The organism is Arthrobacter sp. CJL-S3, from assembly GCF_056711635.1.
Genome location: NZ_CM160046.1, coordinates 3,849,783 through 3,874,506 on the forward strand (window position 1 = coordinate 3,849,783; position 24,724 = coordinate 3,874,506).

Here is a 24,724-nt window from a genome sequence, read left to right on the forward strand (position 1 = left end):
GGCGGGCCCGACCCGCCACCTGCATCCCATGCCTTATTCTCCAATTGGGTCAACGACGACCACAGCAGCAGTGTCGCTGTAGAAGGAGGACTCGCAATGAGCGAGCCAAAGAACACCATTGCCTCCCCGCACGCTCACCGAGGACACATGGCCACCACACCCGACCACCGCCCGGCCCCGGAAGCCCGGCCCAAACGGCGGACATTCCTGGGCTACCTCGCCCTCATGGGCCCCGCCTTCGTTGTCGGCGCCTGGCAATTCGGACCCGGCAACCTCACCACCGCCGTGCAGGCCGGCAGCCGCTATGACTACACCCTGATCTGGGTCATCGCCGTTTCCACGATCCTCATGATCTTCTTCACCGACATGAGCGTCCGGCTCGGCATCGCCGCACCCGGTTCCCTGATCACCGCCATCAAGCACCATCTCGGCAAGTGGGTCGGCGTACTGGCCGGCTGCGGTGTCTTCGGAATCACCCTCATGTTCTCTGTCGGCAACGCCGTCGGCTCCGGGCTCGGTCTCTCACTGGTCTTCGGCGGTTCCCCCGTCCTCTGGACGGTCGTCTGCACAGCAGCCGTCGGCTTCGTCCTGGCCTTCCGCAACGTCTACGGAATCGTGGAAAAGGCGCTCCTGGTCATCGTCCTGCTCATGGGAATCGCGTTCATCGCCAGCACCATCGTCGCCCAACCGGACTGGTACCGGGCCATGGAAGGCATGACCCCGAGCCTTCCGGCGGGAAGCGAGATCCTCATCGTGGCCCTGGTCGGCACCAACTTCTCCATCAATGCCGCCTTCTACACCTCCTACGGCATCAAGGAAAACGGCCGCACCCGCGCCGACTACCGAGACATCACCCTGGTCGACACCATTCCCGGAATCGTCGCCCCCGGCATCATGACTGCGCTGGTCATCATGGTCTCCGCTGCCGTGCTGGGCAAGACCGGAGCCGAAGCGGGAACCATCAACGCCTTGGCCTCCATCTTCACCCCGCTGGCCGGGCCCGTCGGAGCCACGGTCTTCGCCCTCGGACTCTCCGGGGCCGCTTTTTCCTCCATGATCGCCAACGCCACCGCCGGCGGCACCATGTTCTCCGACGCCCTCGGCCGCGGCGCCAAAGCCGGATCCCCCACGGCCCGCATTTTCACCGGTGTCATTCTGGCCTTCGGACTCGTCATCACACTGTCCTTCCAGTCCTCACCTGTCGGACTGATCGTCATCGCCCAGTCCCTCACCGTGCTCATCGCACCCATGCTCGGCGTCCTCATCGTCATCATGGCCAATAAGAAATCCGTCATCGGGGACCTGCGCAACAAATGGTGGCAGAACCTGTTCGGCGCCATCGGCCTCATCGCCATCGTCGCCTCGTCCCTGCGGCTCATCACCACACTGATCGGCTAAACGGACCGGCACCGAAGCGCAACCCACGAGGAGTGCCCCCCGCCATCGCGGGGGGCACTTCTGTCTGTGGAACGCTATCCGGCGGCCTAGTCCGGCGACCGGTGCAGGACAAAGATGCCGCCGTACGCGGGCTGGTCCGGCCGCTGCCGGTCACTGTCGGTGTATTCGCTCAGCACAGCGTGGATGCGCGTGGTGAGGTCCTCGGCGTCTGCCTCGGAGAGGTGCAGCACGAAGCGGGAGAGGCTGGCGAGCGCATCCGGCCCTGCCTCCGCCAGCTCTTCCCGAAACGCCTCGACCGGTGCCAGCGGACCGTCCGGACCGGCGTCACGCAGTGCGGTGTCCAGGTGCCAGGACCGCCCCGTGGAACGGTACGGCTTCTCCAGCGCGCCGCTCTCCCCCGTGCGGACCTCGGCGGGTTCCAGGAACCCGGTGGAGAGCAACTGCCGCACGTGATAGAGCATCGTCCCCGGATCCTGGCCCAGCCGGTCGGCGAGTTGCTTGTTGGTCAGTTCGTGCAGCCCGCACAGGCGCAGGATCCGCAGGCGCAGCGGATGGGCCAGCGCCTTGATTTCGCGGGCGCTGGCGGCGGGTTTCTGCTCCGCGCCTGCCGGTTCCGCGTCCATGCACCCATCCTACAAACTGATGTACGAAATTCAATCCCCTTGAATTTTCTCAATCAATAGGGAAGGGTGCACCCATGACCAATTACGCCCCGCAGCTGAAAGAACTGGGCCGTGCGCCGCTGGGGGCGTCCTACTGGAAACTGTGGACCTCATCCGGGCTGTCCAACCTCGCGGACGGCGTCTTCAAGATCGCGCTGCCGCTGCTGGCCGTTCAGCTCACCCAGTCACCCACACTGGTTGCCGGGCTGACCGTCGCGGCAACGCTTCCCTGGCTTCTCTTCGCCCTGACGGCCGGAGCACTGGCCGACCGGCTGGACCGGCGCAAGCTCATGCTGTGGGCCAACCTCAGCCGCGCGCTGCTGCCCGCCGTGCTGGCCGCAGTGATCCTGCTGGATCTGGGCTCCATATGGGCGCTGTATGTGGTCGCCTTGATGGTGGGTGTGGCCGAGACGCTCTACGACACCTCCGCGCAGTCGATCCTGCCCCAGGTGGTGCACCGGGACCAGCTGTCGCGCGCCAACGGCCGGCTCTACGCCGTCGAGCTCACCGCCAACCAGTTCGTGGGTCCGCCGCTGGGCGGGCTGCTGGTGGCCGTCGGCGTCGTGGCGGGCCTTGCCGTGCCGGCGGCACTGTGGCTTGCCGCCGTCGGCGGCCTGCTCCTGGTCCCGGGAACTTTCCGCATCGAGCGGGAGCAGAAAACGACCCTGCGGTTCGACATCGGCGAGGGTTTGCGGTTCCTCTGGAACCAGAAGATCCTGCGCACGCTCGCGGTGATGACCGGGGTGTTCAACTTCGCCTCCAGCGCCGCCTTCGCGGTCCTCGTGCTGTTCGCCGTCGGCCCGGCGTCGGAAATGAACCTGTCCGAAGCGGGGTTCGGCCTGCTGTTGACGACCTCCGCCCTGGGCGCCTTCGTTGGCTCCTTCATCGCCGAATGGGCGGAGGCGAAGCTGGGCCGGTCGAAGTCCCTGGCGCTCACGATCCTCGGGAGCGCGCTGCTGGTAGGTGCGCCCGCCGTGACCGACAACCCGTACATTCTTGGCGCACTCCTCTTTGTGGGCGGCATGCTGATCATGCTGTGGAACATCATCACCGTGTCCCTGCGCCAGCGCATTGCTCCGGCCCGCTTGCTGGGCCGGGTCAACAGCGCCTACCGGCTGCTCGCGTGGGGCACCATGCCGCTCGGTGCGGCGGCGGGCGGCCTGCTGGCCCAGTGGCTGGGGCTGCAGGCCATGTTCGGCATCATGGGAGTGCTGACCCTCGCGCTGCTCGGGATGATGCCCATCCTCACGGACAAGGCAATTACCGCGGCCGACGTCGAAGCCTAGGTTGCGCTGGCCCGTTCCCCGTTGGCGCGTGCTGCAGCTCAGGGCACATCCGAGACGCCCGTGTAGGTCGCGTAGGTGGCGAGTCCGGCCCGTTCGTAGACCTGGAGGGTGAGTCCGCCGGGGGTGCTCTGGCTGCTGACGAGGCGCAGCCCCGCGGACGGGCCGCGGTCGGGGAACAGGCGGCGGCCGAGACCGACGATGACGGGGGCGACCACGAGCCGGAACTCATCAATCAGGTCCGCGGCCAGCAGGGACTGGACGAGCCGGGCGCTTCCGTGGACCTGGAGTTCCCGTCCGGGCTGCTGTTTGAGGTCCGCGACCTGGGCCTCGACGTCGGCGGAGAGGACCGTGGTCGGATTCCAGGAGCCGGTGGTCAGGGTGTGCGAGGCGACGTATTTCGGCAGGCTGTTCATGAGCACGGTGAAGGGATCATTCGGATCCGTGATCTGCGGCCAGTCCCGCGCGAAGGCGTCGTAGGTGCGCCGGCCGAGCAGGAGTGCGTCGGCCTGGCCGAGCCATTCCGCGGCCTGGCGGATGAACGCCTGGTCCATGTAGGGGACCAGCCATCCGCCCCGGGTAAACCCGTCGCTCGTGTCTTCCTCTGGCGATCCCGGGCCCTGCGATACGCCGTCGAGGCTCACGAATTCGGTCACTGTCAGTTTCATGGTCTTCTCCCTGCTCGGCACGGTCAGGCTATGCGTCGCAGACGCCAAGGGCAATGGCTGTGCGTTGGGTCAGAATGGCAGCATGAGCTTTTCATCCTTCGGCCGCGTCCACACCCCCGTGCTGGACGTCGGCTACGAGTCCGCGGGTGATCCGGGCGGGACCCCGGTCATCCTCCTGCACGGGTTCCCGTACGACGTCCGGGCCTTCGAGGACGTCGCGCCGGTCCTCGCCGGCCAGGGCGCCTTCGTGCTCGCGCCGTACCTTCGCGGCTTCGGCCCGACGCGCTTCCTCGATCCGACGACGATCCGCTCGGGACAGCAAGCCGCCCTCGCGCAGGATCTCCTCGACTTCATGGACGCCCTCAGCATTGACCAGGCCGTCGTGGCGGGCTACGACTGGGGCGGCCGGGCGGCGTGCATCGTGGCGGCACTGGACCCCGGACGCATCGCCGGCCTGGTCACCGTCGGCGGCTATAACATGCACAACCTCGCGCGTTCCGGCGAACCAGCCACCCCGGAGTGGGAGCTGAGCTACTGGTACCAGTACTACTTCCACTCGGAGCGAGGCCGCCGCGGGCTGGAGCTGAACCGCGACGAACTCTGCGAGCTGCTCTGGCGCACCTGGTCGCCCGCCTGGGCTGGCGCGCGCGAGGCGTTTCCCGCCAGCGCCCCGAGCCTGCACAACCCCGATTTCGTCGACGTCGTCATCCACTCCTACCGCCACCGGTACGGACTGGCCGACGGCGACCCCCGGTACCAGCGGTTCGAGGACCTGATCGCCCGGGAGCCGCGCATCACCGTCCCGACGGTGGTGCTCGAAAGCGGGGACGACGGCGTCGGCGGCCCCGCAGCGACGGCCGGCAGAGACTACTTCACCGGCCCCTACAGCCAACGCGTCCTTCCCGGAATTGGACACAACGTTCCGCAGGAGGACCCGGAGGCGTTCGCGCAGGCCGTGCTGAGCCTGTTCGACTAGGCGCTTCGGCGCGGGCCCCTGGAGAGTCGATGGGTTGGGTCGATGCGCGGTGGACGGCTTCTGAGAGGATGAGTGGGTTGCAGTGACCCCCACCACATGGAGAGAAGTCATGAAGTACAACCCGGCTACCGAACCAAGCCCATTGCCGTACTCGCCCTTCAAAAGCTGCACAATTCCCCGTCCCATCGGCTGGCTCTCCAGTGTCAGCGCCACCGGCGTGGAAAACATCGCCCCTTACAGCCAGTGGCAGAACCTGATGTCCGACCCGCCCATGGTGATGTTTTCAGCCACCCAGTACCCCGACGGGCGCCGGAAAGACACCGTGATCAACGCCGAGGCCACCGGCTGGTTCGTGTGGAACATGGCGACCTATCCACTACGGGAATCCGTTAACAGGAGCGCGATGGCGCTGGGTCCGGAGGAGAGCGAATTCGATCATCTGGGGCTCACACGAAGCTATGCCGATAATTACCCGATCCCCATGGTGCAACAGAGCCCCGTGAAGTTCGAGTGCAAGTACCATTCCACCCACCGGATTCCGGGGGCCACCCCCGCCGGGACGGTCGACGTGATCTTCGCAACCGTTGAAACCATCCACATCGACGATGCGGTCATCACCGTCGACGGCCGTCTGGACATCGAGAAAATCGAACCAATCGCCCGCCTGGGCTACTTTGACTACACCGTGGTGCGTGAGACCTTCGAAATGCGGGTCCCCAGCACGGAACAGGACGCCCTGAAGAGTGGGGAAGGACGAGCAGCATGAGCAGGCCATTGCGCTGTGCCGTCGTCGGCGGCGGCATCATCGGCGTCGCCGTTGCACGGGAGCTGATCAACCAACTGGACGGTGCATCGGTCACGGTCTACGAGAAGGAGGAGAAACTCGCCTATCACCAGACGGGCCACAACTCCGGAGTGGTGCATGCGGGCCTCTACTACGAACCCGGCGGCCTGAAGGCCACGCTATGCCGCCGGGGAGTCGATCTGCTGAAGGAATACTGCGCCGCCAAGAAGCTCCCCTACGATCAGTGCGGAAAGCTGGTCATCGCTCAGACGGCCGAAGAAAGCCGGCGGCTCGACGACATCTTTGTCCGGGCACAGGCCAACCGCGTGCCCGGAGCCGCGATGCTCAGCAGCGACGAGATCAAGGACGTGGAGCCGAATGCTGTCGGGGTCTCGGCACTGCACTCGCCGGAAACGGCCATCGTTGACTACGCCGCTGTCACCCATGCCCTGGCCGACGACGTCCGCCGGGGAGGCGGGCAGATCAGGCTGGGACAGGAAGTCAGCTCTCTGGAGCAGCAGGGGCAGGGCGTTGTGGTGTACACCAAAGACGGCGGTGAACACTACGACCTTGTGGTGGCGTGTACCGGGCTGCAGTCCGACCGGCTGGCGGCGTCGACGGGGGAACCCTCCACCCCCCGCATCGTGCCGTTCTTCGGGCAGTACTTCCTCCTCGGCCCGGAGGCACGCAACCAGGTCAAGGGCCTGATCTATCCGGTCCCTGATCCGCGGCATCCGTTTCTTGGAGTGCACCTCACCAAGCGCATCGACGGCGAAATGATGCTGGGCCCCAACGCCTTCATCTCGTTCGGACGGGAGTCCTACTCCTGGAAGGACGTCAATGTGCGGGATGTCCTGGACTACGCGCTGTTCCCCGGCTTCTGGAACTTCGCCCGCAAAAACCTGCCCTCGGCAGCGCGCGAGTTCCAGACGGTCATCAGCAAGCGCAAGTTCATCAGCGAGGCCGTGCGCTTCGTCCCCTCGCTCGAGGGTGCGTCCATCGTTCCCGGCACGCGGGGCGTACGGGCCCAGGCGATGAACGGGGACGGGTCGCTGGTGGATGACTTTGTGATTGCCCGCCGCCAGGATCTGGTCCTCGTCCGCAACGCACCCTCCCCCGGTGCCACGTCCTCCCTGGCCATCGCCGAGTACATCGTTAACCAGGCGCTCGAAGGGCGTGACGTCCGGCGGGGTCCCCTCAGCGAAAAGCCGGAATCCCGGTGATGTGGTTGCCCAGGATCAGCGTGTGCACCTCGTCCGTCCCCTCGTAGGTGCGCACACTTTCGAGATTGTTGGCGTGGCGCAGCGGGGAATAGTCCAGGGTGATGCCGTTGCCGCCGAGCATGGCGCGGGCATCGCGGCAGATCTTGATCGCTTCGCGGCAGTTGTTCAGCTTGCCCACGGAGATCTGGTGCGGCTGGAGGACTCCGGCGTCCTTCAGCCGGCCCAACTGCAGGGCCAGCAGCGTGCCCTTGTTAATCTCCAGTGCCATGTTGACCAGCTTCTCCTGTGTCAGCTGGTAGCCGGCGAGCGGCTTGCCGAACTGCATGCGCTCCTGCGAGTAATCCCGCGCCGTGAGGAAGCTGTCGCGTGCCGCGCCCATGGCACCCCAGATGATGCCGTACCGGGCTTCGTTGAGGCACTCGAACGGGCCGCGGAGTCCCTTGGCGTTGGGAAGCATGGCACTGGCCGGCAACCGGATGTCCGTCAGCTCAATATCGCACTGAATGGAGGCGCGCATGGAGAGCTTCTGCTCAATGGGGGTGGCCTTGAAGCCGGGAGTCCCGGTGGGGACGACGAAGCCGCGGACGCCGTCGTCGGTCATTGCCCAGATGATGGCCACCTGTGCCACCGAGGCCAGCCCGATCCAGCGCTTGCTGCCGTTGAGGATCCAGTCGTCGCCGTCGCGCTTTGCGAAGGTCAGCATATTTCCGGGGTCGGATCCGGCGGACGGCTCGGTGAGGCCGAAGCAGCCGATGGCAGTTCCGGCGGCCATGCGCGGAAGCCACTCGAGTTTCTGCTCTTCCGATCCGTGTTTGGCGATGGCGCTCATGGCCAGCGAACCCTGGACGCTGACAAACGTCCGCAGACCCGAGTCGCCGGCCTCCAGCTCCAGGGCGGCCAGACCGTACTCCACCGAGCTCCGGCCGGGGCAGCCGTAGCCCTTGATGTGCATGCCGAGCAGGCCCAGTTCCGCCATACGCGGGACAATCTCCAGCGGGAACTCCGCGCGCTCGTACCAGCCGGCGATATTCGGTTTGATGTCGGAGTCCACGAACCCGCGGACTTTCTCCCGCACGGCGAGTTCCTCCGGCGTGAGCAGTGTGTCGATGCCGATGAGGTCTGAAGTGTCAGTCATGGTTCTACTTTCCGGTGGTGGATGTGGGGAGGAGGGCGGCCGGTTTGTTCTGCTCCGCGAAAGTCGCGCCGCTGTGTTCGCCGAGTAGCGGCGGCAGCCGCCGGTAGGAGGCGGGTGTTTCCGAGAGCCGGATGGGGTTGGCCACTTGTCGGGAGGCCCGGGGGCTGGACCCGTCCGCGATCTCCACCACCGGCTCCAGCCCGAGGTCGGCGGCCAGCTGGATCGCTTCGACGATGGAGTTGACCTTGCCGGCGGGTACGCCCGCCTCGCTCAGGAGTCCCGACCATTCCACCGCCGGCTTTTTCCGAAGCTGCTCCTCAAGCAGGGTCTTCAGCTCGACCCGGTGGGCCACCCTGTTCGAGTTCCCGCGGAACCTGCTGTCCTCCGACAGTTCGGGAACGCCCAGCACGCGTGTCAGGGAGGCGAACTGCTTGTCCGTTCCGACGGCCAGGGCGAGGGGCGCGTCTGCGGTTCGCAGCGTCTCGTACGGCGCGATGCTGGGGTGGGCGTTGCCCATGCGCTGCGGGGATTCGCCGGTGGCGAGGGTGCTGGACGCCTGGTTGACGAGCCCGGCGAGCAGCGAGGACAGCAGGTTGACGTCGACCCGCTGGCCCCTGCCGGTCTGGTCGCGGCTTCGCAGCGCGGCCAGGATGCCCACGACTGCGTTCTGGCCGGTCACCACGTCCACCAGTGCCACCCCCACCTTGCTCGGTTCCGATTCCGGGGAACCGGTGACGCTCATGAGTCCCCCCACGGCCTGGACCAGGAGGTCGTATCCGGGCAGGTGCGCCCCGCCCTTGCTTCCAAATCCGGTGATGGAGCAGTAGACCAGGTCCGGGCGCTCCGCCCGGAGGGTCTCATAGTCCAGGCCGAACCGCTGCATAACGCCCGGCCGGAAATTCTCAACAACGACGTCGGCGGCCAGCGCAATGTCCCGCGCCTGCGCGAGCCCTTCCTCGGTGCGCAGGTCGCACACGACCGAGCGCTTGTTCCGGTTGACGCTGGAGAAGTAGGTGCCCGCGCCGTGTTCGTCCACGGGAGGCACCCAGGCCCGGGTGTCGTCGCCGGCCGGGCTCTCGACCTTGATCACGTCGGCGCCGAAATCAGCGAGCATCATGGTGGCGAAGGGTCCGGCAAGGACCCGGGAGAAATCCGCCACCTTGATTCCGGCCAGCGGTGCGGCGGAGGGAGGGCCATCAGGGACAAGTTGTGCGCTGTTCAACGAGCGTCAGCTCCTTCGGTGGTGGTGCTGGGGTCTCCGCTGGAGGCGGTCACGGGATTGCGGAGGGTTCCAAGCCCCGTCACGCGGCATTCGGCGACGTCCCCCGGTTCGATGTGGACTGCTCCGGGCGTTCCTGTGGAGATGATGTCACCGGGGAAGAGCGGCATGACCTTGCTGTGGAAACTGATTAGGTAGGCCGGGTCGTAGCGCATGTGCGACACCGTATTGCTGCGGCGCACCTCCCCGTTGACCACGGTGGATACCGTGACTTCGGCCAGGGAGCCGGCGGCAGCCTCCACCTCGGCGAGGGGCACGATCCGGGGGCCGAAGGAAAAGAATCCCGGAAAGTTCTTGGAGCGGGTGAGGAACCGCGGATTGCGCTGCAGGATGTCCTCCGCCGTCTGGTCCAGTACCGGTACGACGCCGGCCAGATAGGACAGCGCATCCTCCGGCTCGACATTGCGGCAGTACCGGCCGATCACGACGGCGATTTCCGCTTCGGTGGTGGTGCGCTGGCTTTGGTCCGGGATCGGGATGTTCTCGCCCGGGCCGATGACCGTGTGGTCGCCTTTGATGAACGAGGCCGGCTCGTCGGGCACCGCCTCGGTGAGGTCGGAGGCGTGCTCCACATAGTTCAGTCCGATCCCCCACAGCATGCGCGGGTGACGGTACGGGGCACCATAGGTGAGATGTTCCGGATCGCGGAAGACGGCATCGTCAGCCTTGGCTGCGGCTGCTTCGAGATCCCCGAGCAGGTCTCCGGTGAGGACGTCGAGGATGTCGCCGGTAAAGCCCGGGAGCAGGTCGCGGACCAGCGCGGCTCCCCGTTGCGGGTGGACGACGGCGGCCTCCTCGCGGGCCTGCCCGGGGTTGGCGGTGTCGGCGGCGGACCCGTCGCGGATCGCGCAGAGGTGAAGGATGCGGGATGTCATGGCCTTGTTCTTTCGATTAGTAGGAACGGACGAGTCCGCCGTCGCAGCGGATCTGTTCCCCGGTCACGTAGGATGCAGGTCCGCTCGCCAGGAAGGCCACGACGGCGGCGAATTCCTCAGGTCTGCCGTACCGGCCGGCAGGGATCGATGCTTCCGAGGCCGCCCTCGTCTCCTCCGGCGAGCGGCCGGTGCGTTTGGCCGCCGCAGCGTCCAGTGAGCCAACACGGTCGGTGTCGATGCGGCCCGGGAGCACCATGTTGACGGTCACACCGTCCTTGGCCACCTCCGCCGCCAGGGTCTTGAGGTAACCGGCGAGCCCGGCCCGGCCGATGTTGGACAGCGCCAGGTTGGGCAGCGGCTGCTGCACCCCGCTGGAGCCCACTGCCACGACGCGCCCCCACCCGCGCTCCCGCATGCCGGGAAGCACAAGGGAGGTGAGCCGCATGTGCTGCAGCAGGAGCTGGTGCACGGCGGCCAGGGCCTGTTCGTCGGAGACGTCCGCGGCGCCGCCGGGAGGCGGTCCGCCGCTGTTGAGGATGAGCACATCAACGGGGCCAAAGGCGCCCACCGCGGCGTCCACCAGGGCCGACGGCGCGCCGCCGTCGGTGAGGTCGATGCCGATCCCGACGGCGGACTCCAGTCGCGCGGCTTCCGCCCGGGCCAGGTCCCCGCGCCGGGCAGCCAAGACCACGTTGGCGCCTTCGGCAGCCAACGCCCGGGCGATGGCGAGGCCTATCCCCGAACTTGCGCCCGGAACCAGGACGTTCTTTCCCCTCAGACCGGTCTCCATCAGCCGGTCACCACCCGGACAGCTTCGAGGTGGGCATCGATCAGGTCCGCCAGCGCCGGCGGCAGTTTCGGGGCGGGCGGCCGCACGGTGGATTCCGAGATGATGCCGCGGCGGCGCAGGACTTCCTTGCGCAGGGCCAGTCCGACGCCGGGCTGGGCCTCGAAATTCACCAGGGGCAGCCACGGGGCAAATGCCTCGCGGGCGGCTTGGAAGCCGCCGTCGGCCCAGGCTGTCAGCGCGGCCTGGAGACCCTCGGGGTGGGAGAAGCCGGTCATGGCGCCGGCCGCGCCGGCGGCGAGTTCATCCAGCAGTCCCACTCCGCCCAGTCCGCCGTAGACGGGCACGGATGTGCCGCGCGTCAGCGTGGCAATGGCGGAGGCGGTGGGCGGTGCTTCCGACTTGACGGCCACGATGAACGGGCACTGCGCCAGGACTTCAAGGATCTGCGCCGCACTGATGGTGACGCCGGACGCCACGGGGTAGTCCTGCAGCACGATGCCCGCGCCCGTGGCCCGGTGCACGGCGGTCAGGTGGGCCGAAAGCACCTCTGGATCGGAGCTGTTGGCCTGCACCATCAGTGCTGCAAGGTTGCTGCCGGCCGCACTGACCGCGGTATGGGCTTGCTCCAGCGCCACTGCCGTTGAGCGGGCTGAAAGGCCCACCACGAGAGGCGCGTCCTTCCCCGCCTCGGCGACGGTGCGCACCACCAGGGCCTGCTCCCCGGCGTCCAGGGATGCTCCCTCGCCGAAGACGCCCAGCACCACCATTCCGGTGGCCGGTAGTGCGGTGTACAGCTGCACTTCGCGGCGCAGGGACTCGGTGTCCACGGCGAACTGCGGTCCGCTGAAGGGTGTTGCCAGGACTCCCCAGAGCCCTGGGGCGAGGTGCGGGATTGGTGTCGTCATAGTGATGCGTAGTCCTTTCGGCCATGGGCCATCGAAACTGTGGGATCGGCGCTGGCCAGCGCCGGCGCCGCGGCCGGCGTCCGGGCATTCCGGACGCCGGATCAAACGCCTGTGGAGGTCACGTCCGCTCGGGCTTTGCCTCCCGGGACGAGGACACGGCGGCGGCGCCGCCCGGTTCGTCCCGGCGATGCCGGCGCAGCCCGAGGATATGGACCAGGACGCCCACGGCAATGATGGCCGCCCCGATGCCGATGTAGAGGGGCTCCATAACGAGCATGGGCAGTGACCCGACGCCCAGCAGAATCCTTTCGGGCCAGCGGGCCGGGCCGAGGAGCCAGGCTCCGGTTGCCACGGCAAGGGAGGCCACAGCCAGGAGCGAGACGACGAACGCCAGCGCAACCGTCCCCGGACCGCCCTGCAGCAGCAGCCCGACGCCGTCGTCGGACAGCACAAAGATGAACGGGACCAGGAACGCCGACAGCGTGTACCGCCAGGTCAGCCACATCGTCTTGATGGGTTTTCCGCCGGTAATGGCGGACGCCGCGAACGGCGACAGTGCCGTCGGCGGTGACACCTCGCTGAGCACCGAGTAATAGAAGATGAACATCGCGGCCGCGAAGGCCGGCACCCCGACGTCCTGCAGGGCGGGTCCGATGATCACCCACGAAATGATGAAGCTGGCCGTGACCGGCACCGCAAGTCCCAGGAGGGTGACGGAGATCGCGGAGAAGATGGCGGTCAGGAGCAGGCTGCCGCCGGCAAAGTCCACGATGATATTCGCGAGCTTCAGGCCGAGGCCGGTGAGGGTCATGATGCCGACGATCAGGCCGGCGGCCGCCATAACGGGGATCACGGAGAGGGCGCCCATGGCGCCGAGGGCGAGCGCGTCGTAGATGCGCTTGGGCGTTAGCCAGGACTGGCGGTCCAGGAAGCTGAGGATAAATGCGAGACCCGTGGCGTAGACCACGGCCCGGAAGGGTGTCATGCCCATGGACATGAACAGCACGATCGCGATCAGGGAACTGAAGTGGTATCCGAACCGCAGCAGCAGTTTGCCGACCGGCTTGACGTCCAGCTCGACCGCCCGGGTCTTGAACCGCCGGGCGTCCATTTCGATGGCGAGGATGATGCCGAAGTAATAAAGGACCGTGGGAATGGTGGCCCAGATGAGTACCTGGAGGTATGAGACTCCCAGCAGCGCGGCGATGATGAAGGCTGCGGCGCCGAGGGTGGGCGGGGACAAGATGGCGCCGATACCGGCAGCCGCCAGGATGGCGCCGCCGTGTTCCTTCGGGTAGCCGGCTTTGCGCAGCAGCGGCCAGGAGATGCCGCCGAGGGTCACGGTGGTGGCGACGCCGGAACCCGACACGGTGCCGAGCAGGAAGCCGGCCAGGGTCACGGTCCGGCCAGGGCCCGACTTCGACTGCCCGAAAGCGGAGAACGAGAGGTCGATGAAGAATTTGGTGGCGCCCGAGGCGCCCAGAACGGCGCCGTAGATGGTGAAAAGAATGATGTAGGACGCCGCGACGTCGGTGGGAACCCCGAACAGCCCTTGCGTCCCCATGACATTGTGGCCGACGAGGCGGATCCAGTTGAAGGACGCCGTGTTGAACGGTGCAGGGACGAAGGAACCGAGCGCCGCATAGACGAAGAAGCCCATCACGACGAGCGGGACGAGGATGCCCACGGTCCGGCGGGCTGCCTCCAGCGTGACCAGGATCGCGATCACGCCCATGGCCAGGTCCAGGTAGGTCGGGGTGATTGCGCGGCGGAAAAAGCCGTCCCAGTCCGAGATGATGTAGGCGAACGGCACCACGGCAATTACGGCGAGCAGCCAGTCCAGGATGGGCGGGTTGTCGGAACGTCCGGCCTCCTTGGCCGCAGCCGAGCGGCCCCACCCGCGGTAGACCAGGAAGGTCAGGGGCAGCCCGAACATCAGGAACGCGGGCAGGTAGAACTGGGTGGGCATCGGGTTGAAGACCCAATACAGCACAAACAGGGACATTGCCACACAAAGGGTTTTCACCACGATGGCGGGGATCCCGCTCAAGTGGCGTGCGGGTTTCTCCGCCTCAAACTCCGCGATCAGCGCCTCTTCATCAATCGCCCCGTCCCTCGCCAGGTCCATGGGGTTGACGTCGGCGTCCTTGTCCGCGTCCGCCCGCCCGGTGGTTCCCTTCGGCACGGTGCTCCCCGCCCGCTCGGTACTCCCCTTCCGCACGGTACTCCCCGGGGGTTCAGGCGAGGTGCGTGCATCAACGGCTCCGTTGCCGTTGGGTGTCTCGGTCATGGGGTCTCCTTGAGGGATAGCACAACGAACGGGTCGCTGTCTTCGACTAACTTCCATAGTTCAAGCGGCGGGGCACCCGGGACGTGTACGGTGCGCCGGCCCAGGTCCGTTGCTGCGAGCGACAGCCGGCTGAACTCCGCGGGGTGCCCCGGGTCGGGGTCGGTCACCCATTCCCGGCGGTCGGTGTCCCCGGCCGCAGACGGCGCTCCGGGGACGGCGTAATACTCTTCAAGCACCGCCAGCTGGTCGGCGGCCAGCTGCGCCAGGCGGTAGCTTCCGTCCTCCTGCACGGTGTACCGCTCTTCAGCGACGGTGCCGTAGATGGAATTGCGGTAGCTCACCGCGAACGTGTCCCCGGAAAGGGGAATGCTGGCCAGCACGCCGCCGTCGTTGCTGATCACCAGGGCGCGGGAACCGCGGGATTCAGCCGGCGCGCCGGCCACGGCAATCCCACCCGCTCCCAGCATGCCGAGGCAAACGAGGCCGACGACGGCGGCGGCTGGCTTAGGCATGGGGTCCTAGCTTCCGGCCTTGTCGAAGTAGGCCTTCGAACCCGGGCAGGTCTCCACGAAGGCGACCTTCCCCGCGGTGGCCGGATCCATCTCGGCGGCTGCGGGATGGACCTTGACCAGCGCCTCCTTGTTGTCAAAGAGGGCGGTGGTGATGTCCTGCTGAAGCTTCTGGTCCATTTTCTTGCTGGCAACCAGGATGTTCGGCGAAGCGATCGCCGGGACGGCCTCGGTCTGCCCCTCGTAGGTGTTGGCCGGGATGTCCTGCTTCACGTAGTAGGCGCCGTATTTCTGCGCGAGCGGGTCCGCGTACTCCCCGATCGGCACCAGCTTCATGTCGCCGTCGCCGGCCAGGTCAATCAGCGCGCCGGTGGGCAGCCCGCCGGACCAGAATCCGGCGTCGATCGTTCCGTCGCGGAGCGCAGCGACAGTCTCCGCCGCTCCGAGCTGGCGGCGCTGGATGCCCGACGTCGGATCGATTCCGGCGGCCTCGAGGATGCGCAGCGCCCCTACCTCCGTGGCGGAGCTGGGCGCGCCGACCGAGACGACTTTGCCCGCCATGTCCTTTACGTTCTGGATCCCTTTGTCGTTGACAGTGACGGCCTGCATGAAATTGTTGTAGATGTTGCCAAGGGAGCAGACCTCCTGCGGCTTTCCCTTGAATTCGCCCTCGCCTTTGACGGCATCGGAAACCACGTCGCCCACCGAGAAGGCGAGCTGCGCCGACCCATTCTCGATCAGCAGCATGTTGTCCACGGAAGCGTTCGTTTCCTGGACGGTGGCGTTATAGCCCTCGACTTTGTCCCCGATGACGGTGGCGAAGCCACCGCCCAGCGGATAGTAGACGCCGCCGGTGCCGCCCGTAGCGATGGACAAGGTGCCGCCCTGGCCCGACGCACCCCCGGCTCCGCCACCGCCGCTGGGAGCGGGGCTGCCGCACGCGGTCAGGAAAACTGCCGGAACAAGGGCTGCTGCCGCCCACAGACGCTGCATGCGCCTCCGGGCAGGGATGGTCATTGCGGTCATGGTTTTTCTCCCTGGGTAGTGATGGTGTTGATTGAATGAGTGTCAGCCGGTCCTGTGCGCAGTCCTCCGGTAGCGGCCGGCGGAAGGGGAACGTCTCCGGCGGCGAGGATGCCAGCCAGCAGGCGGTAGTACCCCACCAGCACCGAAATCTCCGTAATGCCACCGTGTCCGAAGTGTTCAAGGGCGGCCGCATGTACTTCCGGGCCGACGGTTGTGCCGCGGAGCAGGGCACGCGTCAGGCCCAGCGCCGAGCTTTCGTCCGCGGTCAGCGTGTCCGGGGATTCGCCGTCGTGAAGCTTCTTCAGCTCTGCGCCGCTGACGCCCACGCTCGTGGCGACCTGGCTGTGCGCGTACCACTCGTAGGCGGACTCCAGTTCCGCGGCGACGGCGCAGATGACCAGTTCCCGCGTGCGGTCCGGCAGTGATCCTCCAAAGCGCAGGACGGCACCCAGCGCCTGTACCGCGTCTCCGATGGCGGGCGAGTGCAGCAGCGCGTTAAAGGGGCCGGTGAGGCAACCGGCTTCGTCGGCAAGGGAAAATGGCCCGTTGCCCCTCGGCGGGCCGGCGATGGCGTCATAGAGATCGCGCTGCTGGTCCGAGAGTTCGTGAGGGGCAAGGAGGGGAAAGCGCCCGCCCTGGCGTGGCCCGGAAACGGCGGACACGGCTTCCCCGCGGACCGATTTAGACAAGGGTCCTGCCCCCGTCCACGTACAGGACATGACCGGTGACGAACGCCGCCTGGCGGGAAGCCAGATAAAGAACGGGACCGGTGAGGTCGTTGACCGTACCGAGCCGGCCGGCCGGGACCATCGAGGTGTAGTGCTCGCGCACCCCGGGGCGGTCCAGATGCGCCTTGGTAAGTTCCGTGTCCACGTAGCCGGGGGCGATCGCGTTTACCGTTACTCCGCGGGAGGCCCACTCGCGGGCCATGACCCGGACCAGCTGATTGATGCCGCCTTTGCTGGCTGCGTAGGGACCGTGGTCGGGGTGCGCCAGGATGCTGGAGACCGACGAGCAGTAGATCTGGCGCCCGAAGCCGGCCTCGACCATGACGCGGCCGGCCGCGCGGCCCAGCCGGAAGGCGCTGGTGAGGTTGAGCTCCAGGATGCGGTTCCAGTCCTCATCCGCGGTTTCGAGAATCGGCACCCGGTGGTTGACACCGATGGCGTGCACCAGAACGTCCAGGCCGCCGAGCCGTTCCTGGGCTGCGGCAACGGCATCCTCACAGCCCTGCGTGGTCGTGAGGTCGACCCGCTCGGTGGCCGGGCCCTGACCCAGGGCAGCCAGCCGGGAGTCATCGCGGTCAACCGCGAGCACGCTCGCCCCGGCTGCTATGAATTCCCCGATGCAGGCGCTCCCGATTCCTCCGGCTCCGGCAACCAGTACCCGCGCCCCGCCCAGCCCGAGCCAGTCGTTCACGGACGCCACGACGTTCCGGCGGGCGGCTGCGCCGTGCCTGCATTGGAAGCCGCATCATTGCGGGTTGCTCGAAAGACCATTTGGATAATGTATCCAATTTTGTAATCAGATGTAACCCATGTCACACAATCTTTTTTGTTCCTTGGGTGCTCGGGACTTCCAGAAAGGTGCGGAGGGCATCCACTGCGTGCTCCCGGTGCTCGTCCATCAGCTCGACGAGCAGCTCGGCGTCGCCCTCCGCGTATGCCTGGACGATGCGCGCATGTTCGCGCTCTACTCTGGCCCGGTTGCTTTCCGCCCCGTAGTACACGAACCGGTACGCCTCAGTCGCGTCCCACAGGACCTGAACGATCCGTTCCAGACGCGGCATGCGGGCCGCTGCCAACAGTTCGAAGTGGAACCGCCGGTTCGCCTCGGTCATCTTGAGCAGGTCACCGGCGGCGCTGGCCAGTTCAACGTCCCTGGCGGCCGCCCTCATCGCGGCGAGCACGCTGTCGCTCCGGTTCGCTACGGCAACCCGGGCGGCCTCGGATTCCAGCAGCTGCCTGAGCCGGTAGACCTCCAGGAGGTCCGTGAGCGATAGGCTGGCGACTTTATGGCCGCGGTGAGGCTCGTAGACCACCTGGCCCTCGCTTTCGAGGACCTTGAAAGCTTCGCGGACCGGAACACGGCTGACACCGAATCGCTCGGCGAGAGTGTTCTGACGAAGCGGCTGTCCCGGCAGGAACTCCCCGGCGATGATCGCGCGCCTCAGCTCGGAAAGGACGAAAGCCTGGGCGGTGGGAGGGCGCTTAACCTCTTTGGCGGCGTCCTCGCTCATGCCGCCACCGCCAACACATCTGCTTTCACACCTGAATCCTAGCTGGCGGGTATCCGTGGCCGTTAGTCCCGCCGGACACAACCTGCTCCGGACAACATCGTCTGAGTGCCACGTCAGCACCGGGTCAATGGCCGGGTCCGGTGATGATCTTGTTGCGTTCGGATTCGTGCGCGCCGCCCTTCTTCGCCAGCGTGGAGCACGCCTCTTCGATGTCCCGGGCGAGCGTGTCGACGTGCTCGCGGCTCATCGTCTGCTTGACCAGGGCCCGCATGATCGTCACGTTTTGGGCGTTCGGGGGCAGGGTATATGCCGGCACCATCCAGCCGCGCTCGGCCGAGAGCTGCCAGGCGATGTCGAACTCGTCGTAGCCGGTTTCGGCGGCAAGCCGGAACGCGACGAGGGGAAGTTGCTCCTCGTCGGGGCCGATGATCTCGAATCGGCCCATGGCTTCCAACTTCTCAGCGAGGACGCGGGCGTTGGTCTGCATGTTCTTCATGATGTAGGTGTAGCCGGTGCGGCCATAGCGCACGAGGTTGTAGTACTGGGCGATAACCATCGACGAGCCGGTGGAGAAGTTCAAGGTGAAGGTCGAGTCGGTCTTGCCGAGGTAGTTCTCCTCGAAGACCAGTTCCTTGGCCAGGTCGGCCTTCTCCCGGAAGATCAGCCAGCCGATGCCGGGGTAGACCAGTCCGAACTTGTGCCCGGAGACATTGATCGAACGGACCTGCTCGAGCCGGAAGTCCCACTTGGAGTCCGGGTAGAGGAAGGGCCAGACGAACCCCCCGCTGGCCCCGTCCACGTGCAACGGCACATCAAGGCCCCGCTCGCGCTTGATCCGCAGCAGCAGGTCGTTGATGCCGACTATGTCATCCTTGTGCCCGGTGAACGTCGTACCCAGCACGGCTGCGACGCCGATGGTGTTCTCATCGACATGCGCCTGCACGTCTTCCGGGCCGATCGTGTACTTCCCGGGCTGCAGCGGCACGATCCGCGGCTCGACGTCGAAGTAGCGGCAGAACTTCTCCCACACGACGTGCACGTCGCCGCCGAACACCAGGTTCGGGCTCGACGTCGACTCCCCGGCGGTCTCGCGACGCTTCCGCCAGTTCCACTTCAGGGACAGACCGCCGAGCATGATCGCCTCGGACGATCCCTGGGTTCGGGCGCCCGTCGTCTCGCCCGGCGCGTGGAAGAGGTCGGCGAGCATCCGGATGCAGCGCTGCTCAATCTCGGCCGTGCGGGGATATTCGGCGTGGTCGATAAAATTCCGGTGCAGGTTCGCGGCGATGATCTGCTGGGCCTGCGGCTCCATCCACGTCGTCACGAAGGTCGCCAGGTTCCGGGCCGGATCACCCTCCAGCGCCAGATCCTCCGCCACCAGCCGCAAAGCGTCCTGGGCAGGAATGCCGGTCTCCGGGAACTCCCGGCTCGGAACCTCCTGGGTGACGAATCGGTTGCCAAACAGGGCCACGTCGGCATCCGCCGGCTGGAAATCTCGTGACATCACTTCTCCTTCAGGGACTGTTGAAAAGGGGTTCCGGATGAGGTCCCCGATACGCGGGAACCGAGGCGGCGGTGGACCGGACCCAGCATCAGGATCGCGCCGGCGAGGAAGCACAGGGCTCCCACGAGCGTGCCGAGATTGGACAGCTCGGCATTCAAGACATTGCCGCTCGACGGGATGACAAAGGCCGCGACAGCCGAGATGCCGAACGCAACAGAGCCGGCCAAATTGATCACGCCGATCTTCCACGACCGGGGCTTGGGCCGGCCGGCAATCACGCCGCGACCGGCCTCCCGCAACGCCACACCGCTGGCAATGAGGAACGCGATGGAACCCAGGGCGTCGGGTCGCCATACCCGCTGCTCGGTCAGCGCAGCGCTGAGATTGTCCCGCAGGGCGTTTCCCGTGCTCCAGTTGAACCACAGCGTGCCCGCAAGTTGAACAGCGGCAGCGAGCCACACGAGATTCCGCGGCGCCCACACCCAGAACGAATGGCGACGCGTGGCACCCGCGGCCGGGAGCGCGTCAACGCCCTCCCGGTACTGCAGGAACGCCGCACAGGTGAAGAACAGCGAACCGACGAAGAATGTGGCTGCGCACCAGCGCAATCCCACGGCCTCGACGTAGAACGGCACCGCCCCCAAGGCGAACAGACTCGAGCCAATGATGAACAGCCAGGCGATCCACCGGTCCCGTGCGGTCGACGGGCCCGCGCTCGCGTTCTCAGTTGTCTGGCCGGCCGTCGAGGCACCCCGATGTTGGACGCCGCCGACGCCGTCAGGCGCCCCGGACGCCGTCGGGCCCGGGACCGGGAGCAGATTGGTGATCACGAAGGCCACCGCCACAGCCACCACCACCTGGGGTGTTACCGCCAAACCGTCCACCCCCAGCAGCAGCGTGGCCAGCAGCGTCGAGGTCAACGGCAGCCGCAGCATGGCCGCGCACATCGCTCCCATGCCCATGCCGATCCCGGCCGCGAGATTCATTCCGGGCAACCCACTCGCGGCAATACCGAGCGCCGCACCGATGAACATCGACGGGAACACCGGACCACCACGAAATGCGCTCAGCGATAGCCCGTAGACCAGGGTCTTACAAGCGATCAGCAGGACCAGCACCGCAAGCGAGTAGTCCGCGGCATTTTCGACCAGCTCCGGCAGTGCGTCCTGCCCCGAGAACAACACCTGCGTGAAGCTGCGCCCGGAGATCAACTGGTACGCCATCGCGGTAAGACCGATCAGCAGGCCGAGCGCGGACGTCACCAACACCCGGTTCAGATGCACGACCGTGCGAAGCGACAGCGCGACTGAGCGGATCAGCCATCCCAGCAGCGCGCCGACCGCACCCATAACCACCGCCCAGCCCATCGTCGCCAACGTCGGCGGCACGGCGGGCGGCACCACGGGCAGCGCCAGCGAGAAGCTGCCCAGCCCGGTCCAGCCGTCCAGGCCGACGAACACCAGGGCCCCGACGCCGGAGGCAATCAGGCCGGGCAGAGCCACGAGGCTCAGCGTCATTCCGCCGATCCCGGCGGCCTCCATGATCAGGAAGGCGCCGAGCACGGGAGACCCCAGCAGGGTACTGATCGCTGCGAAGCTGCCGGCCGACGCCATGATCGTCAGGGACATCGGCGGAGCGTCCTTCTTCACCAGGCGCACCGCCAGCGCCCCGAGGCCGCCACCGATCGCGATCAGCGGCCCTTCGGGCCCGAGCACCGCACCCAGGCTGAGCGTGGTCAGTGCCGCGAGAACGATGCCCACGAGCTCCCGGCCGCTGGGCGGACCGCCGCCCGTCTTGAACCCGAAAGCGGGAGAGTGGCCCCCGGTTCCCGGCAGATAGCGGATGGTCAACGCCGTCAACAGCCCACACAGCACCAACCACGGAACCGGCCACCACGCAGGAGCAGAACCCCCGAAGACCTGATTCGGCAGCCCGACGAAGACGAACCGCTGGAGCGCCGCGACAAAGGCGAGAAAACCGTACGCAATGACCGAGATGGGAACGCCCAGGACCGCTGCCAGCACGAGCGCGGCGATGTACGGCCTGGAACGAATCACGGCGACCGGATCGATACCGGGCGGCGGCGCGGCAGGCTGGCTCATTCCCGTCCACCCCGGGAGTCACCGACGATCAACGAGCAGAACATCGCGCGGGGAACAGGTTGGGTGCGCCCGTGGTAACCGTTGAGCATCCCTCTCCTTCCGCTGGCCGTCCGCCAGACGGCGGGAGCCTTCAGTGGGGTTTCACAAGGAGTTGAGACCGGTCAATCACACGTTCGCAAATTTAGCGCTCCAAGCGGGGGCAGTCATCACCCAAAGCGGGTGAAAGGGAACCAAGAGTCTCATGTGATGTGTCTCACAAACGGCTGGTGGCGTCCGGCACTCTCGGTACGCTGAAAGGAGGTCAAGCAAGCGGCCGTCAGTGCTTCGTAGAGGAACTTTCCCTATGACCACCAAGCTCGCCGTCACCGTTGCCGTCGACATGGACGCAACGACCGTCACTCTTAGACCTGCCGGAAGACTCACCCCCGACAACGTCCGCGGCCTCCTCGCAGTAGTGGGGCGCGCCGGCCGAGTCCTGCCCGGATTTGCCGTTCAGTTGGACCTGGACCTCCTGCATACCAACTCCCCGGAGGCGCTTCGGACACTCACGGAGTCCGGAGCTAAAACCCTTCCCACACATCCGTTGGACGCCCGCCACGGACACCGCCGCCCGCACCTTACAGCGAGGCGGGCCGCGTGACCGCGGCAGGGACCGGCTAAAGCAGCTCATCCCCGGAAATGGGGCGAGGGGCGAGGTTGGTGCTGGCAGGACCCTGAATGACCGTGCCGTCGGTGGCAAACCGCGAACCGTGGCAGGGGCAGTCCCAGGTCTTATCGGTGACATTGAACTCGACAGTGCAGCCCAAATGCGTGCAGGTCGCCGAGACCGACCGCACTCTACCGGCCGGATCAGTATAGACAGCGATCTTTTCGCCTCCCCGGTCGATGACTGCGCCTTCCCCCGGGGCAGGAACTACGGGAGCACCCTTGTCTTCCTGATCCGGCGCCACATGCTGTGGCCCGGGCGGGGTCGAAACGCTCGGGAGTGCAGGCGCCGTGGCCTCGGCCCGTGGCGTCCGGGTGCTGTCGAACATCCGCGCCCAAGGATTCGCCCGGCCGCACAGGCTGTCGGCCAGAATCAGGGCCGCCGCGGAGCCGTTCGTCAGGCCCCACTTCCGCAACCCGGTGATCACATGGATGTGGGTGGAGTCCGGGGACATGAGGCCCACATACGGGAGGCCATCTACGGAAATGCTGTCCTGGGTGGACCAGCGGAATGCGGGCTCATGGGTGCCGAGACGGTCACGGCTGAAAGCTGCCAGCCGGCGATACCGCTCTGCGGTGTCGTCGGAGTCTTCGGGCCGGTGGCCTTCGCCGCCGGCGAGCACGTAGCTGGCGCCATCGATCTCGACGCCCAGAATCGATCGCATCGGCTCGTCGACACTGATGTAGGTCCCCTCCAGTTGAGGGGACCCCGCCCGGCTGGCGACGACGTAGGAACGGTGCAGGAAGGACTTCTCGGCAAAACTTCCATGGTCACCGAAGGGCACATTGGTGGCCACGATTACATCCCGCGCGCGGAGCGAACCCCGCTCTGTCCCCACGACAACCGGCGATCCGTCCCGGAGCGAAAGGGCCCTGGACTCCTCAAACGCAAAACTGCCACCGCCGTCGACCGCGCGGGCCAGGCCCTGCACGTATCTCACGGCGTGGATCTGCACCTGATTGTCAAAGCGGACGGCTCCCTTGACGGCGAAAGGCAGGGGCACATCCGCGGTAAAGACGGAAGGAAGGCCGAGCCTGGCGGCCAGCGCCGCCTCATCCCGGACGAGGCTCAGGGCCTCGTCTGTTTCCGCATAAGTGAAGTTAGGTACGCGGCGGAAACCGCAGTCAATGCCCTCGTCCGAGACGACGCGGGCGATGTGCTCGACGGCCGCCTGGTTCGCCTCCCCGTAGCGGCGCGCCGTGTCAGGGCCGTGGCGCCCGGCAAGCTCGGTGTACACCAAGCGATGCAGGGAGGTGACCTTGCCGGTGGTGTGGCCGGTGACGCCTGTACCGACGCGCGCCGCCTCGATGACCGCGACCGATTGACCAGCGCGCTTCAAGGCCAGCGCTGCCGTCAGACCGGCAACGCCACCGCCGATTACCGCGACGTCGACGTCGAGGTCGGTACTGAGCGAGGGATAGCCCGTGCCGGCAGCGGTGGCAAGCCATAGGGAAATGGCTTGCCCTTGCAGCATCCCACTCATAACAGCCCCCTTCTAGGAGCACACCATACTGCTGCGGGCAGCGCGCTGTCCCGCGGTCCCATCGGAGCAGGCGGCATCAGGTGAAGAATGTCGACAAGACCCCGCTGAGCACGGCGTCAGGCACGTCATGCCCGTAGCCAGCCAGAATCCGTGACTCGCCCTTCGGCGCTGCTTCTGCGATGTCGTTCGCTACGTTCACCGCCCAGGGCCCTCGATCACCGGCGATGGCCAGGAGGGGAACCAGGACCTTGGCCAGCTGGTCTTGTGGGATGCGGCCGTCGTTGCACAGCCTGACGTCGATGGGAAGAGTTGCCGCATAGGATTCCATCTGGCGCCAGCCCGGTCCCTGCTTCATGCCCTCGATGGCTTCCGGGGGAATTCCCATCAGCTTCAGGAAACGCTCCACTGCCTCGCTCCGGTCGCCGGACGCGACCAATGCCGCAAGTTGATCCGCGAATTCGAAGCTGGGACCTTGGGTGAACGGCACCTCGTGGGTGGCGATCTTTCGAACTTCGACCCCAGCGGCTGCTGCCGCGATGGCAATGGCGCCCCCTGAGGAGTCACCGAAGACGAATGGCTCCTCCCCTGTCTGCGCGACGACGGCGGCGAAGTCCTCGATCTCGCGTTCGACCGTGACATCACCGACCGGTCCGCTGTCACCTCGGCCTCGGCGGTCGTACTGGAAGACCGTGTACCGGTCCGCGAGAGCTGTGGCCAGCGAATTCTTCGAGTGACGATCGCAGAAGGCCCCCACCACCACAATAAGTGCCGGCCCGGTTCCCGTTCTGTCGACGGCAATGATCGTCCCGTCCGCTGATTTGACGCTGTTCATGTCGTCCTCCAGGTGTAGCCGGTGACGGTAATCAGAGAGTTTGTCGAGTGTAGTC

The 24,724-nt window shown here is 66.6% G+C and carries 22 protein-coding genes; 5 read left to right on the plus strand and 17 right to left on the minus strand.

Translation table 11 applies throughout. The features are described from left to right. Window positions 1–96: 96 nt before the first annotated feature. Complete coding sequence (locus AC06G6_RS17710; RefSeq protein WP_479824277.1) at window positions 97–1,398, plus strand: Nramp family divalent metal transporter; 1,302 nt, start codon at window positions 97–99, stop codon at window positions 1,396–1,398. An 86-nt stretch (window positions 1,399–1,484) separates the two neighbouring features. Here the strand turns inward: AC06G6_RS17710 and AC06G6_RS17715 are convergent, their stop codons facing one another. Beyond that, a complete protein-coding gene (locus AC06G6_RS17715; RefSeq protein WP_479824279.1) occupies window positions 1,485–2,021 on the minus strand; it encodes an ArsR/SmtB family transcription factor in 537 nt (178 codons plus the stop codon). Window positions 2,022–2,095: 74 nt separating this feature from the next. Between AC06G6_RS17715 and AC06G6_RS17720 the strand changes: the two genes are divergently transcribed. Continuing rightward, a complete protein-coding gene (locus tag AC06G6_RS17720; RefSeq protein WP_479824281.1) occupies window positions 2,096–3,346 on the plus strand; it encodes an MFS transporter in 1,251 nt (416 codons plus the stop codon). A 38-nt stretch (window positions 3,347–3,384) separates the two neighbouring features. Here AC06G6_RS17720 and AC06G6_RS17725 read toward each other — a convergent pair whose 3' ends face one another. After that, the gene (locus tag AC06G6_RS17725) at window positions 3,385–4,011 is read right to left on the minus strand and encodes a dihydrofolate reductase family protein (protein WP_479824283.1); all 627 of its coding nucleotides are present in this window, start codon (window positions 4,009–4,011) and stop codon (window positions 3,385–3,387) included. 82 nt (window positions 4,012–4,093) lie between these two features. Here AC06G6_RS17725 and AC06G6_RS17730 point away from each other — a divergent pair, with 82 nt between their 5' ends. The 3 genes from AC06G6_RS17730 (at window position 4,094) to lhgO (ending at window position 6,994) form a co-directional block, all read left to right on the plus strand. After that, complete coding sequence (locus tag AC06G6_RS17730) at window positions 4,094–4,987, plus strand: alpha/beta fold hydrolase (RefSeq protein ID WP_479824285.1); 894 nt, start codon at window positions 4,094–4,096, stop codon at window positions 4,985–4,987. 109 nt (window positions 4,988–5,096) lie between these two features. Then, window positions 5,097–5,753 carry a flavin reductase family protein gene (locus AC06G6_RS17735; protein WP_479824288.1) on the plus strand — a complete coding sequence of 219 codons (657 nt, stop codon included), beginning with the start codon at window positions 5,097–5,099 and terminating at the stop codon, window positions 5,751–5,753. Then, entirely contained in the window at window positions 5,750–6,994 is a 1,245-nt protein-coding gene (lhgO, locus tag AC06G6_RS17740) for an L-2-hydroxyglutarate oxidase (protein WP_479824291.1), read from the plus strand. The genes AC06G6_RS17735 and lhgO overlap by 4 nt, the downstream gene beginning before the upstream one ends. Here the strand turns inward: lhgO and AC06G6_RS17745 are convergent. From AC06G6_RS17745 to AC06G6_RS17815, 15 genes are all read right to left on the minus strand, one after another. Next, on the minus strand, window positions 6,969–8,129 hold the full coding sequence (locus AC06G6_RS17745) for an acyl-CoA dehydrogenase family protein (RefSeq protein WP_479824293.1): 1,161 nt from the start codon (window positions 8,127–8,129) through the stop codon (window positions 6,969–6,971). The genes lhgO and AC06G6_RS17745 overlap by 26 nt on opposite strands. A gap of 4 nt (window positions 8,130–8,133) precedes the next feature. Beyond that, window positions 8,134–9,351, minus strand: a complete 1,218-nt coding sequence (locus tag AC06G6_RS17750) for a CaiB/BaiF CoA transferase family protein (protein WP_479824295.1) — start codon at window positions 9,349–9,351, stop codon at window positions 8,134–8,136. Then, window positions 9,348–10,283 (minus strand): fumarylacetoacetate hydrolase family protein, encoded by a 936-nt coding sequence (locus AC06G6_RS17755; RefSeq protein ID WP_479824297.1) that lies wholly within the window; start codon window positions 10,281–10,283, stop codon window positions 9,348–9,350. The genes AC06G6_RS17750 and AC06G6_RS17755 overlap by 4 nt, the downstream gene beginning before the upstream one ends. 16 nt (window positions 10,284–10,299) lie before the next feature. Then, on the minus strand, window positions 10,300–11,073 hold the full coding sequence (locus tag AC06G6_RS17760) for an SDR family oxidoreductase (RefSeq protein ID WP_479824299.1): 774 nt from the start codon (window positions 11,071–11,073) through the stop codon (window positions 10,300–10,302). Beyond that, window positions 11,073–11,978, minus strand: a complete 906-nt coding sequence (locus tag AC06G6_RS17765) for a dihydrodipicolinate synthase family protein (protein ID WP_479824301.1) — start codon at window positions 11,976–11,978, stop codon at window positions 11,073–11,075. The genes AC06G6_RS17760 and AC06G6_RS17765 overlap by 1 nt, the downstream gene beginning before the upstream one ends. A gap of 118 nt (window positions 11,979–12,096) precedes the next feature. Further along, window positions 12,097–14,268 (minus strand): TRAP transporter permease, encoded by a 2,172-nt coding sequence (locus tag AC06G6_RS17770; protein ID WP_479824303.1) that lies wholly within the window; start codon window positions 14,266–14,268, stop codon window positions 12,097–12,099. Continuing rightward, the gene (locus tag AC06G6_RS17775; protein WP_479824305.1) at window positions 14,265–14,780 is read right to left on the minus strand and encodes a hypothetical protein; all 516 of its coding nucleotides are present in this window, start codon (window positions 14,778–14,780) and stop codon (window positions 14,265–14,267) included. Before AC06G6_RS17775 ends, AC06G6_RS17770 begins: the two co-directional genes overlap by 4 nt. Before the next feature lie 6 nt (window positions 14,781–14,786). Beyond that, entirely contained in the window at window positions 14,787–15,803 is a 1,017-nt protein-coding gene (locus AC06G6_RS17780; RefSeq protein WP_479824307.1) for a TAXI family TRAP transporter solute-binding subunit, read from the minus strand. After that, window positions 15,800–16,492 (minus strand): carboxymuconolactone decarboxylase family protein, encoded by a 693-nt coding sequence (locus AC06G6_RS17785; RefSeq protein WP_479824309.1) that lies wholly within the window; start codon window positions 16,490–16,492, stop codon window positions 15,800–15,802. The genes AC06G6_RS17780 and AC06G6_RS17785 overlap by 4 nt, the downstream gene beginning before the upstream one ends. After that, window positions 16,485–17,231, minus strand: coding sequence for an SDR family NAD(P)-dependent oxidoreductase (locus tag AC06G6_RS17790; protein WP_479824311.1), 747 nt, complete (start codon window positions 17,229–17,231; stop codon window positions 16,485–16,487). Before AC06G6_RS17790 ends, AC06G6_RS17785 begins: the two co-directional genes overlap by 8 nt. A gap of 112 nt (window positions 17,232–17,343) precedes the next feature. After that, window positions 17,344–18,042, minus strand: coding sequence for a GntR family transcriptional regulator (locus tag AC06G6_RS17795; RefSeq protein ID WP_479824313.1), 699 nt, complete (start codon window positions 18,040–18,042; stop codon window positions 17,344–17,346). 124 nt (window positions 18,043–18,166) lie between these two features. After that, entirely contained in the window at window positions 18,167–19,546 is a 1,380-nt protein-coding gene (gene gad, locus AC06G6_RS17800) for a glutamate decarboxylase (RefSeq protein WP_479824315.1), read from the minus strand. Beyond that, window positions 19,546–21,648, minus strand: coding sequence for a chloride channel protein (locus AC06G6_RS17805; RefSeq protein ID WP_479824317.1), 2,103 nt, complete (start codon window positions 21,646–21,648; stop codon window positions 19,546–19,548). Before AC06G6_RS17805 ends, gad begins: the two co-directional genes overlap by 1 nt. A gap of 656 nt (window positions 21,649–22,304) precedes the next feature. Then, entirely contained in the window at window positions 22,305–23,837 is a 1,533-nt protein-coding gene (locus AC06G6_RS17810) for an FAD-dependent oxidoreductase (protein ID WP_479824319.1), read from the minus strand. Window positions 23,838–23,913: 76 nt separating this feature from the next. Next, window positions 23,914–24,669, minus strand: coding sequence for an alpha/beta fold hydrolase (locus AC06G6_RS17815; protein ID WP_479824321.1), 756 nt, complete (start codon window positions 24,667–24,669; stop codon window positions 23,914–23,916). Window positions 24,670–24,724 lie beyond the last annotated feature (55 nt).

Excerpts from the sequence above, each read along its gene's own strand:
- AC06G6_RS17710 (WP_479824277.1), top strand. The coding sequence starts at position 97 with ATGAGCGAGCCAAAGAACACCATTGCCTCCCCGCACGCTCACCGAGGA.
- AC06G6_RS17715 (WP_479824279.1), bottom strand. The coding sequence starts at position 2,021 with ATGGACGCGGAACCGGCAGGCGCGGAGCAGAAACCCGCCGCCAGCGCC.
- AC06G6_RS17720 (WP_479824281.1), top strand. The coding sequence starts at position 2,096 with ATGACCAATTACGCCCCGCAGCTGAAAGAACTGGGCCGTGCGCCGCTG.
- AC06G6_RS17725 (WP_479824283.1), bottom strand. The coding sequence starts at position 4,011 with ATGAAACTGACAGTGACCGAATTCGTGAGCCTCGACGGCGTATCGCAG.
- AC06G6_RS17730 (WP_479824285.1), top strand. The coding sequence starts at position 4,094 with ATGAGCTTTTCATCCTTCGGCCGCGTCCACACCCCCGTGCTGGACGTC.
- AC06G6_RS17735 (WP_479824288.1), top strand. The coding sequence starts at position 5,097 with ATGAAGTACAACCCGGCTACCGAACCAAGCCCATTGCCGTACTCGCCC.
- lhgO (WP_479824291.1), top strand. The coding sequence starts at position 5,750 with ATGAGCAGGCCATTGCGCTGTGCCGTCGTCGGCGGCGGCATCATCGGC.
- AC06G6_RS17745 (WP_479824293.1), bottom strand. The coding sequence starts at position 8,129 with ATGACTGACACTTCAGACCTCATCGGCATCGACACACTGCTCACGCCG.
- AC06G6_RS17755 (WP_479824297.1), bottom strand. The coding sequence starts at position 10,283 with ATGACATCCCGCATCCTTCACCTCTGCGCGATCCGCGACGGGTCCGCC.
- AC06G6_RS17760 (WP_479824299.1), bottom strand. The coding sequence starts at position 11,073 with ATGGAGACCGGTCTGAGGGGAAAGAACGTCCTGGTTCCGGGCGCAAGT.
- AC06G6_RS17765 (WP_479824301.1), bottom strand. The coding sequence starts at position 11,978 with ATGACGACACCAATCCCGCACCTCGCCCCAGGGCTCTGGGGAGTCCTG.
- AC06G6_RS17770 (WP_479824303.1), bottom strand. The coding sequence starts at position 14,268 with ATGACCGAGACACCCAACGGCAACGGAGCCGTTGATGCACGCACCTCG.
- AC06G6_RS17775 (WP_479824305.1), bottom strand. The coding sequence starts at position 14,780 with ATGCCTAAGCCAGCCGCCGCCGTCGTCGGCCTCGTTTGCCTCGGCATG.
- AC06G6_RS17780 (WP_479824307.1), bottom strand. The coding sequence starts at position 15,803 with ATGACCGCAATGACCATCCCTGCCCGGAGGCGCATGCAGCGTCTGTGG.
- AC06G6_RS17795 (WP_479824313.1), bottom strand. The coding sequence starts at position 18,042 with ATGAGCGAGGACGCCGCCAAAGAGGTTAAGCGCCCTCCCACCGCCCAG.
- gad (WP_479824315.1), bottom strand. The coding sequence starts at position 19,546 with ATGTCACGAGATTTCCAGCCGGCGGATGCCGACGTGGCCCTGTTTGGC.
- AC06G6_RS17805 (WP_479824317.1), bottom strand. The coding sequence starts at position 21,648 with ATGAGCCAGCCTGCCGCGCCGCCGCCCGGTATCGATCCGGTCGCCGTG.
- AC06G6_RS17810 (WP_479824319.1), bottom strand. The coding sequence starts at position 23,837 with ATGAGTGGGATGCTGCAAGGGCAAGCCATTTCCCTATGGCTTGCCACC.
- AC06G6_RS17815 (WP_479824321.1), bottom strand. The coding sequence starts at position 24,669 with ATGAACAGCGTCAAATCAGCGGACGGGACGATCATTGCCGTCGACAGA.